Source organism: Ruegeria sp. HKCCA5426, from assembly GCF_013034585.1.
GTDB lineage: Bacteria > Pseudomonadota > Alphaproteobacteria > Rhodobacterales > Rhodobacteraceae > Ruegeria.
Map to the genome: position 1 here is coordinate 18,506 of NZ_WQGH01000015.1, position 14,249 is coordinate 32,754.

Sequence of the window (14,249 nt, forward strand, 5' to 3'; positions counted from 1 at the left end):
ATGTTGAAACATTCGAATTTCACTATGTATTTCATGTTGGTGCTTTGATCTATGTCAATCAACTCGCGGCGTCGGGTCTGCGAGGCTGAACGCAAACCAACTGTCGTTTGTCGTCGAACTTAAAGGCAAAGCAAACGTGTTAGGCGGTGTGAGATTTAGGGTGGAAAGCTATTCGTGATGTTTTGGAACCTGTTACCAGCCTTGGGCGGCATCGGCCTGTTCCTTGTCGGAATGCTGTTGATGACGGACGGATTGAAGGCTTTGGCAGGGGCGCGACTGCGGGATATTTTGGGCCGGTTCACGTCGACACCGTTTACCGGGGCCGTAACAGGCGCGGTCACGACAGCTGCAATCCAATCTTCCAGTGCGACCACAGTTGCGGCCGTCGGATTTGTCGCGTCTGGTCTGCTCACGTTTCCCCAAGCGCTTGGGATCATCTTTGGGGCCAATATCGGAACTACCATGACAGGTTGGCTCGTCGCGCTCTTGGGGTTCAAGTTAGAGTCGGGGCAAGTGATGTTGCCCGTTGTTTTTGTTGGGGCTTTGCTGGCGCTTTCGGGAAGGAAAGCGGTTGCCGGCCTTGGGCTGGCGTTGGCCGGATTCAGCTTGATTTTCATTGGGATCGAGCAACTCAAATCCGGGCTTGACGCCTTTCGCGGCGTAGTTACCCCTGCCGATTTTCCACCTGATACGCTGCTGGGCAGGCTGAAGCTTGTATTGATCGGTGTCGTTATCACCATGGTGACGCAGTCTTCGAGTGCTGGTGTTGCAACGGCATTGGCTGCGTTGAGCGCCGGTGCCGTGAACTTCCCCCAAGCAGCGGCACTGGTCATTGGAATGGACGTGGGGACAACTTTCACCGCTGTTCTGGCCACCTTGGGTGGGGGCACGATGGCGCGCCGCACCGGTTTTGCTCATGTGATCTACAACGTGATGACAGGGGCAATGGCATTTTTCCTGCTAGGGCCGTTTACTGCGGTCTTTGTAAGCGGGACGGGGGCTGGAAACTCTCTGACCGCGCTTGTCGCGTTCCATAGTTTCTTCAACGCCATAGGTGTGGCGCTGATCTTGCCGTTCGCGAAACCTTTCGCCAGATTTGTCGAGGCGCTCGTATCCGACAAAGGGGCTGACTTAACGAGACCTCTGGATCCTCTCGTCCTCGGGATGCCGGAAATAGCGGTGGATGCAGCAAAAGCCGCAGTCGAACAAATTGTAAGGGCCGAAGTGGCGCACCTTCGGTCATGTATCGGGGCATCTCAGCCAAGCGGACCCGACTATGGGCGGGACAGCATTGAGACTGCTGTATCGGAAGCGCGCTCGTACCTAGACAAGATTGAACTGCCCAGCAGGTCCGACGCAGAGATATCCAGCATCAAGGGTATGTACCATGTCCTCGACCATCTTGACCGGCTGCTTTACCGGTGTAGCCAAGATGATCGGATAAGCGAGTTACCAAAAGACCGGCGTTTGAAACGGCTTGCTTCGGTGTTGATTACAGCGACTGACGGCTATTTGGAGATCGACAATCCAGTGCAGTGTGAAAGCACGCTGAACCGTCTTCGCCGTTTTATGCGGCGACAGAGGAAACTTCGCAGAGACTTGCTCATCTCCGACGCTGCAACTGACAGTCTGCCGGACGACGTCGTTTGGGCTCGGTTGGATGCTCTCAGATGGCTGCATCGGGTGTCTTATCACCTCTGGCGAATTCGCTGGCATTTGAACGCATTGGAAGGAGTGCCGTCTGGGCGCAAGGGTGCTGAGGTCAATGACGACGTGGCGTAGTTGGAGGCTGGCCTTGATTAGATTTGGCACGTGCTCAAGCGCCATTCGACCTAAACGCCAATCTTCGTGCTGAAGGGTGCAACATGAGCGAGGTCAAAGAAGTTTCTTAAGGATGCGCATTAATAAGATTTGCATCCGGGGCAGCTAATTGGAGGAGCGTATGCAGATTGTTCGCGGGATTTTACTGGCACTGTTCGTCACGGGGCCCGTACTAGCGCAGGAGGTCAGCGTCGATGAGGGACGAGATTTGTACCGGACGTATTGCTGGCAATGTCACGGTTTCGAAGCGACCGGAGACGGACCAATGGCCGAAATGCTGGCTATTCGAACACCCGACCTAACCAAATTGGCGGGCGAAAACGACGGTGTGTTTCCGATAGTTCGCATAGCTGAACAGATTGATGGTCGTTCACAATTGCTCGCCCATGGCGGCGAAATGCCAATCTTTGGCGCGGTGTTTGAGACAGACCAACAAATCGCAGTGGCTCTAACTAATGGGCAACCTATGATGGTAGGCCTGCCGTTGTCGAATTTGCTCGCCTTCCTTGAGTCAATCCAGTCTGAATAGTCACTGACCAATCTGCTAGTCCGTGTCAGCCGTGCGTTTGATTGACATGAGAGTCAGTGGCGGCCCCAACACCTCGAAGACCACAGTACTGGCTAGAGTAAAGGCCATGATCGACGCGGCCCAATGCGGAAATTGTTCTCCAGCTACAAGGGCCATACCTACCGCGACACCAGCCTGTGGCAACAAAGCGGGACCGTACCAGCGGGTCTGACGGCGAGGCAGGCCGCCCAGTTTTGCTCCGCAGTAACCTCCGACAAGGCGGGCCACGGCACGCAAGAATAGGAAAAGAGCACCAGCCCAGCCCATCAAACCGAAGGCTTCAATTTCCAACGTGGCGCCAGCCAGTAGGAAGAACAAAATCATGAACGGCCACTGAATATGTTCGATCTCGTGAAAAGCACGATCATGATGGCGGGCAAGATTCCCGATCACTGCGCCCGCAACCATGCCTGCGACCAAGAATGAAACCTCCAGCCAAAGCGCGAGGCCCGCTGTAAGAAAGACTATTCCCACTGCTTCTGCCTGCATTGGCTCTCCCGGTTTCAAGCGGCCAGTCAGGTAAGCGGATGGCACGCCTAGTGCGGAACCCAACAAAATAGCCCCTCCGAAATCCCAAATCGCCGTGGTCGTGACTGTGGCCCAACCATCCGAATGACCGGCCAGAACTAAGGCGATGCTGAAAACTAACAGACCCCAAGCGTCATCAATTGCGACGACGCCCTTTAATGTCTCGGTGAAGCTGTTGGACACCCCAGATTGATTGATCACGTCTGTCATTGCGGCCGGAGCTGTAGCCGTAGCAATTGCCGCCAGCACCAACGCCAACCCGAAGGGTACGCCAATTGCGGTCAGTCCGGCAGATACAATAACAAGGGTTGCCACCACGATTGAAACCGAAATCGTCAGAATGGCTCGGCCATGTTGGACCAGGTTCTCGCGAGTCAAAGATCCTCCAAGAAGAAACGCGACCATCGTCAAGGCCACAATGGATATCTCGTCGAACCACATTGCAACGTCGAGTGGGATCAACCCCATTCCGGCGTTCCCGGCGATCAGACCGAGGAAAAGCAAGGTTGTAACACGAGGAAGATGCGTGGCCCGACCAAATTGATCGGCCGCCAATCCGGCAAGGAAGAGGACACCAAGGGTAATCAGAAAGCCGGCAACGTGCATAGAAAACAAAGCGTTAAGTTCTTGTCTGGATTACTCTAACTCCAACCCTGCCTGCTAGGAACCGGTGTCGGAGAGAATGCGAGCGCCCTGTCGCGGTTTAAGCCGAGAGTGCTAAAGATAAGGGATACGCGGTCCGGGAACGATACCTTCGTCAATGGCCTTTGCTATACCGTAGGACGGGCCGCCCGCATCCCGCAGGGTCGTGAAGCCCCGCATCAGCATGCGCTCCGCTTCGCGCGTGACGAGGGCACCGGTGTATGTCCAGTGAAGGTTGTACGCCAATGCCAGCGGTGAAGTCGGCAGCATGATGTGGTTGTGCCCGTCTATCAAGCCCGGGATCAAGGTCCGCCCTTGGCCGTCAATAACAACAGCGCTATCCGGTTCGATCGGGTCTGTCGAAACCTTGGCAATCAGATTGTCCTCGACAAGAACATTGGCGTTTTCGATAACCACCGCATTCTCGCTGTCGAAAACATCGACATTGATAAAGAGGGTGCGCGGCAAGGTTTCTTGGGCATTCGCTCCGACGGCTAATAGAATTGCTATTGTAGCCGAGAGAATTACCCGCATTGAGACCATCGTCATTGTTCAACCCATTCGTATTTTTTGGACCGCAATCCAACATTGCTTGCGAGGGTATTCAAGTCAACTTGGCCGCCTGTTTTGATGCCCCGGCTTGAGTTCCTGTTCCGTAATTTACATCGCTGCGCCGTGCTTGCTGAGTGATCTCGGCACGGTGCGCCGTCGTTCGTCTGCAATCGAATTGGTACTGTTTAGTAATTGCCGATCCCGGCACTTCGAGATTTTGCTCTCTCTTGCTTGCAGTCGGGTTCGTAAACGGCGTTGCACCCATGCACAAAGATGGTAGACACTAAATATTGTCAATTCAGGGCGTCTTCTTCAGGTCGGGCCGGAAGAATTGTCTAAGGGATTTCAGTTTCAGTGAGCCGAATGAGCATCGAAGTCACCAAGTCGATTAACGGTCAAAAAGACCTAGTAGATGAAGTCATTGCCAGTTTTCCGGAAAAAGGGCGCATTATTGACATTGGGACAGGTTCGGGGCTGGCGGCGCGAAGCTTTTTCAATGCGGGTTGGGAAGTCGTGGCATCTGGCATGGATATGGATGCCTATCTTGATGCCGACAACGCCGGCTTTCCGCCGGGTATCGAGTTGTTGCCAGACCTAGACATTTGCGACATGCACCCGCTCGCGGATGCCAGCCTTGACTGTGTCTGGTGTGCGCATGTGTTAGAGCATGTGTCTGATACGGGACGCGCGCTCAGTGAAATTCGCAGAGTGCTGAAGCCGGATGGACGCTTGTTCATTGCTGTCCCGCCTTTCAAGCACAATGTTGTTGGCGGGCATGTAAACTCGGGTTGGAACCTTGGGACGCTGATGTATGTTCTGGCTGACGCTGGGTTCGATCTTTCGGATGGCAGGTTTATCCATCACGGTTACAACGTGTTCGGAATTGCCAGACGTGGAAAAGGCCCCTTGCCAACAGGGGCTTTGCGACGGGCGAACGGGGACATTGAAACGCTAAAAAACGACGGGCGTTTCCCCGCAGGGTTCGCTGCCGAGCAAGGGTTCAATGGCCAACTGAAGCAAGTCAACTGGATGTGGAACACGACGCCTGAGCAAGTCCCAGTTGCCAGAAAGATGTTGATGTCCCCGCCGCCCATCCAAAAGATGAAAATTGGATTTTTCATTCCCTTTATCACAAAGGGAAGAGGGGGCACTGAAAACGTCGGTCAGATGATGGCGAATTCGATGGCCAAACGAGGTCACGATGTGACGGTTTTCACCTTTGAAGACGAGGATGTGCCGTCGCAGTGGCCCCTTGACGAAACCATTGACCTAGTTCGCTTGAGCGAGGCAGGGAATGAGCGCACCGATGACCAGATGTTATTGGCGATCGCAAGCCGAACACTGGATTTGCTTGTTGGTTTGCATATGAACCGCACATTCAAACGCTATGTGCGATGCGCGCATCGCGCCGGCGTGCCGTTGGTGTTGTCCGAACATATTGATCCTCGCTTTCCACGCTGGATAGGCACAAATACCATGCATGAGAGACAAGTGGCTTTTTATGGAGCCAGTCTCATTCACTTGCTGACCGAGGGGTTCCGGTCAACATTGCCGGGGTTTATGCGTGAACGTATTCGCGTCATACCAAATACGGTTAAGGCGCCAGAGCAAGCGGCTTGCCCCGGGGATGCAACCAAGCAAAAAAAAGTTTTGCTGACTGTCGCCAGACTTGTTCCCAGAAAGAATGTTCACTTGACGATTGAGGCGTTCGCAAAAAGCTTGCCGGAAGCTGAGGAATGGGTTCTACGGATCGTCGGAGACGGGCCAGAGCGTCAAAACCTTGAAGAACAGGTTTCTGATCTGAAGATTGCCGATAGCGTTGAATTCGTAGGTGAAACCAGCGACCCATATGCATGTTACAGGGACGCGGATGCTTTTGTCCTGTCGTCCTTCTTCGAAGGTTTTCCGTTATCCACGCTCGAGGCTATGGCACACGGGTTGCCTTTGATAGGCTTCGCAAATTGCAGCGGAGTGAATGAACAGATCACAGAGGACAACGGTATTTTGTGCGACGCGAGCTGTCCGTCCGAAAGCTTGGCCGCTGCGATCCAGCGCGTAATGGCTGATGCGAAACTGCGGGAAGAGATGGGTCAAGCGTCGCTAAAGCGGTTCGAATCGCATTATTCTGAAGAGCAAATATTCGCGCAATGGGAAGAAATGTTTGCCGAAGCGGTCGAGCGCGGTTTGCCAAATTCAGGTTCAAACCTTGAAACAAAATTGCGGGTAGCTGTGTCCGAATTGACCAAATGACCCCGAATTATGATGCCCTGAGAAAGGCCGAATGGCGCCACAAATGAAAAGAAACTTTACGCAAAAGAAAACCAGCTTTTTGGAGTTTTTGGCGCTTCGGCAATCTAGTCATGTGCCTGGCCGAGATATTCGCGAATACGTTCTTTCATTGAAAGATGAGGCAGTCACCTTTGGCTATGTCGAGCAGACACTTCAAAGAAGCTACGGCGCCAACCTTAGAAATCTGTTTCCAAATATCGTTTCGTTCAAGCAATCCAACGCCAAAAAGGGCAAGGTGTTTTTTGGATTAGGCACGATTCTGCAAAAAGAAGAACAATCCCATAAGGGCCTATTGGGTTTGTTCGATGTCATGCCAGCCAATGCCGAACTAATCTTGTTTGAGCAGGGTTTCCTGGCAAGCACCCATAGTTGGTCACACGCCTTTCGCGAGAATAATCCCCGCTATGCTTGTCTGGGATATGTATATGACGACATTGCTCATTACTTTATGGCCGATTTCCCAAACCGTCTGAACCAAAAGCTAAACAGTCAAGACACGCTGTCCGAGGCGGAACTTTCACGTGCGAAAGTACTTATTCAGCGCATCGCAGGTCAGCGGATCAGCAAGTACAACGCACAACCCATGCGGGCGCCTGCTGCAAACCCGGCTTATAAGCGACGTGTTCTGGTATGCGATCAGGCGTATGCAGATGCATCCACCATTTATGGGAAGGTCGATAAGGCTGACTTCCAGAATATGCTGGTGGCTGCGCTTAACGAAAACCCGGATGCCGAGGTTTTGGTTAAAACGCACCCCGACACGGCTTGGGAAAAGGGAACCCGAAGCGGATACTATTCTCATCTCACATCCACAGGCCGGGTCCGTCTGATCCGAGAGCCGGTCAACCCGTTCGCGATATTTGATCAGGTCGACAAAGTATATGTGGGCACCAGCCAGATGGGGCTGGAAGCTTTGTTTGCCGGGAAAGAGGTCGTTTGCTTCGGCGCGCCGTTCTATGCCGGGTGGGGGCTGACGGATGATCGGAAGCGCATTCCTCATCGTACTCGGGAACGTAGTCTCGAAGAGTTGTTCCACTATTTCTACCTTTGGTACACGATCTACAACGTGCCAGGGAAAGAAGCGCCGAGCGAAATTGAAGACGTTTTGGATTTTATCGAGGAAAATCGGCCCTACGAACTTCCTTGTCATTCCAGTCAAGCCGATCAGCCGCCCAAGGTATCAGTCATAATCCCCGTCCATGGCGTCGAGGCTTATATTGAACAATGCATATCCTCTGTTCAAAATCAGACTTTGCGCGAGATCGAAATAATTCCGGTCAACGATTGCTCGCCAGATTCAAGTCAGGACATCATTGATCGTCTGGCAACCGAAGACGAGAGAATTCGCCCAATTGTCCTGGAAAAGAATGTTGGACAGGGATTCGCGCGTAACAAGGCAATTGAAGCGGCGCGAGGTGAGTACATTTGGTTTCTTGACGGCGACGATTGGCTGGAAGATCCAAGTGCGTTTGCCAAGCTGTATGAGCGTGCGGACTCTGGCAAGTTTGATATGGTGCGTGGCCGTAAAGCCTATGAAGCGATCTTCGTCGGTGACGATCTTGTGGAAAAGCGACCTGATCGAAGTGAGAGGTTTTTCACCGAAGATGTTCCCCGGACCAGTTTCGTGTCCGACCCAATCATTCTGAACAACAGGCATTTTTGGGTATGGTTATACCGGCGTGACTTTTTGCTGCAGAAAGAAATCCGCTTTCAGACGCCGCAGTGGGAAGAAAGGGCATTTCTTGTCAATGCCCTGGTGAATGCGGGTGATGTCAGCTTGTGCAATGTCGATGCGACAGCCTATCGCGTTCGCGTCGGTTCAACAGCACGTCGAGCACGCAACGCGCGTGACTTCGAACTGATGTTCAGAAACTTCCGATCAACATTCGAAACTCTGGTTGCGGCTGGAGCCAACGATCCGAACAGCCCGCTGCGAGAGCATTTGGCCTATAATGCCGCGCAATTTCTAGCGTCGATGGTTGACGGAGATGCGTACACATTTGCGGCGTCTGCTGGGCAGGGCGAACGGAGCACGTTCTTGCAGCGTGTAAAAGAGTTGCTGGAATTCTGCCAATTGTCGGCAAATGAGATTCCGTCTGAATTTGTTCACAGTAACAAGGAACTATCACGTACGTCCGGGTATCCGTTGATTGCGGCCAGTATTCTCGCAGATCGCCAGGATATTCTTGAATATGTGATTTCGCGAAAGCCGATACCACAAGACGAACTCTACAAGGTAACGCTCAAGGAAGCTCCTGCGGGCTCTTCCGAACATGACCTTCAGGTTTTGCTCAATACCTACGCGCGCAATGAACGCGTGACCTTGGCCGAGAAGAAAAGCAAAGCGTCGTTCAAGAAACCTAGAATCGTTGTTCATATAGGTTCGACCAAAACGGGCAGCACGTTCATTCAACACCTGTTGGAACAGAACAGGCCAGAGTTAATGCGCAATGGCGTCTGGTATCCGGAAATTGGGCTGTTCTGGCAGAAAACCCGACCACACAAACAAGCAGGGCACGCCGAAGTAGTGCCTTATGTTGTCGCGGACAACCGGTATTTCAGGCAATACATAGAGCGCGGCCTGCAATTGATGGAAGATCGAGTGCACACCATTGTTCTCTCGAGCGAAGCCTATTTTCTGCAGAAAAACGCGCACAGGATTCCTGATTATTTCGACGGCTACGAAGTTGAAATGATCGTTTACCTTCGCGATCAGGTCGAATGGGCGAATGCGCAATACTGCGAGTTCGTCGCAGGCGGCGCAATGGGGCGCGTAGATGTCCCGATTTCCCAGTGGCTGGAACGGCCCGAGGTCGCAGGGTTCTTGGATTACCGGAACGTCCTTAACGCCTGGGCCGGTAAAATTGGCCGGGACAATATCAAGGTCAGGCTATTCCAGAGCTCGAAAATTCTGAACAACGACCTGATTTTTGACTTTGCTCATTCAACGAGCCTGGAGATGTTGGCTGAACTTCCGCGCCCCTCGCAGTCTCAGGCAAATTCGGTTCAATTGTCGGGCCCACATGTGGAACTCATCCGCAGTTACAATTCCCGATCTTTCCGCACGCGGGAATCCTATCTGGATTTCATCGAAGAAATCACAACGAAGTTAAGCAATTGGCGAAAGTCGCGCGGCCTTCCAATGCCTAAACCTTGGCAATTGTCTATAGAGGACGAGGACCACATCAAGGCGTTGACCCATGACGCAAACGCGGAAATTGCGAAGGACTGGCTGGGATTGACGTCCAACTCCCTGTTTGAAGGCGAGCGTAAACAGCCTGAAAGCACCTCGTTGTATCAAGAAGAAATCGCGTTGGTCGCCGAAGTGTATGACCGATATAAGCCGATTGAAGATGTACCCGAAAAGCGACCCCAGGCTGTTAGGAAGCGGCCGAAGATCATTGTAAATTACGGTATCTTCGGTTGGAGGCTTTGGCTTTTGGCGCCAATTCTCAGAAAAGTCTGGAAGCGCCGACTTACGCCTGAAACCAAGGCGCAATACAAGCGAAACCCAGCTAAATATGCCCGCTCTCACTGGACAAAAAAAAGGCGTGATCGCCGAATTGTAAAAATGTGCTTTCCAGATTGGGATGTACTGGGCCCGTTCGGGGTGCTGCGCATTTGGCGCCCGATCCTTCGTCCGATTATTAAGTCCAAACGTCGGGCCGGTTGGGTCGAACAATTTGACTCTGACCCAGTTAAGTTTGCACGAAGCCAAGACAAGAAGTTTCGCCGTGTCATTGGACGATTGTTATACCCGATGGGCGAGTTGAGGGATTAACCGTGTCAGATACCGCTGTAGAAGTTATTCTTGAGCTGTCGGAGGGCCATCTGTTCAACCAGGCAGATGGCGATCGGCATAGGATGTTCTACACATCACTCATGCTGGCGCTCAGTGATCTTTCGGTTCGCGTTCAACCGATCAGGTTGCCGTTTGGGGCTGACAAAGGCCCTCGTGTTTATAAGCCAAATCAGTTGGTTATCAGTTTTCACTCCATTGGTCCCGAAGGTAACATTCTGCGGTTCAAAGAGAGCTACATCTCTCCCTATTACACATTGGACAGACTTGGGTATTCGGGGTTTTCTGAGCTTGCCAAAACGCCGTCAAAATTTCTGGAAAGTATTGAAGCGATTGCACCGCAGGAGGCTGACAGCTTTGTAAGTCGGCTGGCCAAGTCGCAAGCGGAAAGCAATTCCTCAAAATACAAACAACCGAGCCATACGGGACGTCCGCAAGGCGGATATGTGTTTCTGCCTTTACAGACGATTGATGATACCGTTGCTGAACTCAATCACGTAGAGCCAGGCGAAGTCGCTTTTGCTTTGGCTGAACTTTGTGACAAGCTGGGTCAAACCCTCGTCATCAAGCGTCATCCATCCTGTAAAGCGGGGGCAGTGACGTCTTTGTTGAGCGATCTGCAACGGAGGTTCGAAAGCGTCCAAATTTCTGACGGCTCGATTCATGGATTGATCCGCGGAGCTTCATGCGTTGTCGGTGGAAACTCAGGCGTGTTGTTCGAAGCCTTGGTGCAAGGCGCACATGTGGTTTCATTCGCCAAGTCTGACTATGCGCTTGCGACCACACATGTGAATAACATTGACAGCCTGCTAAAGGCCTGTGTTCGGCCAAGCGAGGTTGATCCGGTGTTCCAGCGAAAGTTTGTGACGTGGTATCTGACAAGATACTGTGTGCAGGCGGATGACGTACCAGAAATAAGAGCCCGGATTTCCGAAGCTCTATTTCAGTTGGATATTCCCACGCGGCAGGTAAATTCGAAACAGCAGAGCCTTTTCGAGCGTTATGCAAGTTCTGAAATGCAGCGGCGTGGCGACATACTTTTTGCTGATGGTCAGTCGACTTAGGTCTGAGCTTGGTTGAAGTTTTGGCTATCGAAACGAGAATTATGCCGCCAGTCGGAAAAACAATGAGCGGGCCATTATTCTTTCATAGTTTAATGGTGAAAAGGTCTTCGGATCAGGATGGTAATAGTGTTAACCATTTTGGGACCTAATAGGTAAGACCAAGTCTAAGCCATTGGGGACTTACAACCGCTTGAAATGACAGGACTGTCGATGCCGATTTTCCGGTTTGCAACCAAACTAGTGCAATTTGTTCATATTCCCAAAACAGGCGGCAGCAGTATAGAGCATGCGCTTCGCGGTCTGGGGGGGGGAAGAGCGCTCTGATACATAGGTCGCCGCTTGGCTACGCCAAGTGCACACCGCAGCATATGCACGCCGAGTTATTAGAAGCGTTTGTTTCCCACGACTTCTGTGACTTTACATTTGCCCTGGTGCGTGACCCACGCGAGAGACTGATAAGCGAGTACAAAATGCGCAAGGACAAGGCGCAGTTGCCGTTCAAAGAGTGGGTTGTTTCGACCTTCGGAAGGTATCAGAAAAACCCTTACGTTTATGACAACCATATCAGGCCACAGGTTGAATTTGTCACGAAATACACAAAGGTCTTTAAGTTCGAAGAAGGGTTGTCTGCACCTGTGTCCGAAGTGTGTGACCTTGTTGGTCAGGAGCTACCAAACATGCCACACAAGCGAAAATCTATTTCCTTTTTTCCGGAAGAGGATAGGGAGTTGCTTGATTTGATTTTCGACTTTTACCGGGAAGACTATGAAGCGTTTAACTACTCGCTTTCGTGAAAACGGGAATACAAAACTTGGTTGCATGGCCAAGAAAGCATCTTCCACTTGTTCAAAAAAGAGGGAAACTGCACTTCATAATGAGCAGTATGAGTTCATTGCCAACTGAAGTCGCATGTCGCTAGATTTTGCTTTTCCACTTGCCCGAAAGTGAATGGCTGTTGAAAGCCTAAAAGAAAATGAAACACAAAGACGTATTCATCGGCGTTTGTTACCATAAAAATTCACCCGCAATCCGTTCGCAGTGCTTTACGCCTATCCACGTTGGCGCTGCACTCTCGTCTGAAAGGCTGGAGTTTGCGGTGCGTGACGACACAGGAGACTCGATATCTGAGCGCAATCCAAACTGGTGCGAACTTACAGGTTTGTATTGGATGTGGAAGAACGTCGACGCAGAGCACTATGGGTTGATGCACTATCGCAGGCTCCTGAATTTCAATCAAAGAGCGTCGGGCCGTACCAAGGTTTTTGAAGAGATATCCGAGCGCGAAATTTTCAAGTTTGGCTGGGATGATACCAGCGTACGTCGCGCCTGTTCGTCGGCGGACATTCTGACGGCACCTATCTATCCGGTTCATCCTGTTGAGGCGCCGGACTCAATAATGACGAACTACGAGTTTTATGAGTGGGAGCATTATGCAAAAGACTTAGACGTCGTCGAGAAGATCGTCGCTGAACTAAGCCCGCATATTCGCCCATTTTTCATCAAGATGCTGAACTCGAAAACGGCTTTCTTCGGCAATGTCACGGTGATGAAAAAAGCGCTGTTTCATGAGTACTGCGAATGGCTGTTTCAGGTTCTGTTTGAAGCGGAAAAGCGGATCGATATCTCGGGCTATGATGCGTATCAAAAACGCATCTGGGGGTTCCTGGCAGAACGCATGACCGTTGCTTTCGTCGATTATGCCATGACTGTTCGTGGTGCGTCACGTCGCACGCTTCCCTTGGTGTTTCGACCGATCCCACCTGCCAAAATTGACGCGAAGTCCCAGCTTGCTGGGGCTGCTGCAGCGATCTCTTCGCCAAACAAGGTCGGGCAACGAGGTGGCGGGGAAATCATCAATATTCTGATGGCCGTAGACAGTGCTTATGTTCCGCACGCAGCAGCGACGATTCATTCAGCCCTGACCCGAGCGTCTGAACCGCAGAGTTTTTGCTTTCACTTTCTGGACAACGGCTCGTTGACCGAAGACGATACAACCAACCTTCAAGCCTTAGTTGCTCAGTTTGGTGCCGAGTTGCGAGTTGTAAATATTGACGACGACAGCTTGCGTTGGCTTCCTCTGAATCGCGCGCATATTTCGCTGCAGACCTATTACAGACTACTTGCTGCAGAGGTTCTACCAGACGTTCAGGAAGTAGTTTATCTGGACGCCGACATCATTGTGACCGCTGACCTTAAGGAACTTTGGGATCACCCGATGGAGGGAAGCCCGATTGCTGCGGCGCCGGACGAAGGCGGGCGTTTGCAATCGCGCCGCCTGCAACTGCCCCTGACACATGACTACTTCAACGCAGGGGTCTGTGTGCTGGATCTTGATGCACTGCGCAGCGTGAACCTTCACGAAGGAGTTTTGCTAGCCTGTCGAAAGTTTGGTGAATTGATAACGCTTCAGGACCAAGACCTGTTGAACATCATCTTTGCAGAAAAAACGCAAAAGTTGCCGCTGGAGTGGAATGTGAACACTCGGATTTACAGCGGCAACTTACTGGAGCCTGCTTATACTGAACAAGAGGCGCAGGCGGCGGCCAACCATCCCAAGATCATTCATTTCACCGATCGGCACAAACCGTGGGACGTGAAGTGTCTACATCCGTTGGCACCACTGTATTGGTTGCACAGGAATCAAACTGTTTGGCGAGAAACGCGGTATCAGTCCGTCCAAAGGCACGTTCTAGGCTGGGTTCGGAGTTGGGCCGTCGCAAAAAACCGAAAGGCGCGCCAGCGATAACCTACAGAATTGATCCCAAAAGCTCATCGCCGTTACCGGCGCGGCATCTCTGTAAACTCGCTGTGCAGCGTTCAGGGGGAGCCTTTGTTGGGCAAACTTCGTCAGGTTTTTCCGGACTAGAAAACAGAGGAAGAAGTGGTTCCGTAGCGCATCTATTAGAAATCGAATGCTCTGTCGGTCAAGGTGAGCGTGTTTGCGGATATCCGGATCGTTGAGATAGCAACAAACCCACCGTGGGAA

At 51.9% G+C, this 14,249-nt stretch carries 9 protein-coding genes; 7 read left to right on the forward strand and 2 right to left on the reverse strand.

Annotated features, from left to right (window positions below):
- The first annotated feature begins 177 nt into the window (after window positions 1-177).
- Both GOV87_RS18780 and GOV87_RS18785 read left to right on the forward strand, forming a co-directional pair.
- On the forward strand, window positions 178-1,782 hold the full coding sequence (locus GOV87_RS18780; RefSeq protein WP_171212816.1) for a Na/Pi cotransporter family protein: 1,605 nt from the start codon (window positions 178-180) through the stop codon (window positions 1,780-1,782).
- Between the two features lie 160 nt (window positions 1,783-1,942).
- Window positions 1,943-2,350 carry a cytochrome c gene (locus GOV87_RS18785; protein WP_171212788.1) on the forward strand — a complete coding sequence of 136 codons (408 nt, stop codon included), beginning with the start codon at window positions 1,943-1,945 and terminating at the stop codon, window positions 2,348-2,350.
- A 15-nt stretch (window positions 2,351-2,365) separates the two neighbouring features.
- On the opposite strand, the gene GOV87_RS18790 is transcribed toward GOV87_RS18785, so the two are convergent.
- Both GOV87_RS18790 and GOV87_RS18795 read right to left on the reverse strand, forming a co-directional pair.
- Window positions 2,366-3,523 (reverse strand): cation:proton antiporter, encoded by a 1,158-nt coding sequence (locus tag GOV87_RS18790; protein WP_171124652.1) that lies wholly within the window; start codon window positions 3,521-3,523, stop codon window positions 2,366-2,368.
- A 111-nt stretch (window positions 3,524-3,634) separates the two neighbouring features.
- A complete protein-coding gene (locus GOV87_RS18795) occupies window positions 3,635-4,108 on the reverse strand; it encodes an amidohydrolase family protein (RefSeq protein WP_171212789.1) in 474 nt (157 codons plus the stop codon).
- A 366-nt stretch (window positions 4,109-4,474) separates the two neighbouring features.
- Between GOV87_RS18795 and GOV87_RS18800 the strand changes: the two genes are divergently transcribed.
- The 5 genes from GOV87_RS18800 (at window position 4,475) to GOV87_RS18820 (ending at window position 14,009) form a co-directional block, all read left to right on the forward strand.
- On the forward strand, window positions 4,475-6,361 hold the full coding sequence (locus GOV87_RS18800; RefSeq protein ID WP_171212790.1) for a glycosyltransferase: 1,887 nt from the start codon (window positions 4,475-4,477) through the stop codon (window positions 6,359-6,361).
- Between the two features lie 349 nt (window positions 6,362-6,710).
- Window positions 6,711-10,181, forward strand: coding sequence for a glycosyltransferase (locus GOV87_RS18805; RefSeq protein WP_254447420.1), 3,471 nt, complete (start codon window positions 6,711-6,713; stop codon window positions 10,179-10,181).
- A gap of 2 nt (window positions 10,182-10,183) precedes the next feature.
- Window positions 10,184-11,263: a hypothetical protein gene (locus tag GOV87_RS18810; protein WP_171212792.1), complete on the forward strand. Its 1,080-nt coding sequence runs from the start codon at window positions 10,184-10,186 to the stop codon at window positions 11,261-11,263.
- A gap of 368 nt (window positions 11,264-11,631) precedes the next feature.
- Complete coding sequence (locus tag GOV87_RS18815) at window positions 11,632-12,057, forward strand: sulfotransferase family 2 domain-containing protein (protein WP_171212793.1); 426 nt, start codon at window positions 11,632-11,634, stop codon at window positions 12,055-12,057.
- A 179-nt stretch (window positions 12,058-12,236) separates the two neighbouring features.
- Window positions 12,237-14,009, forward strand: a complete 1,773-nt coding sequence (locus GOV87_RS18820; RefSeq protein WP_171212794.1) for a DUF4422 domain-containing protein — start codon at window positions 12,237-12,239, stop codon at window positions 14,007-14,009.
- The last annotated feature ends 240 nt before the right edge of the window (window positions 14,010-14,249 follow it).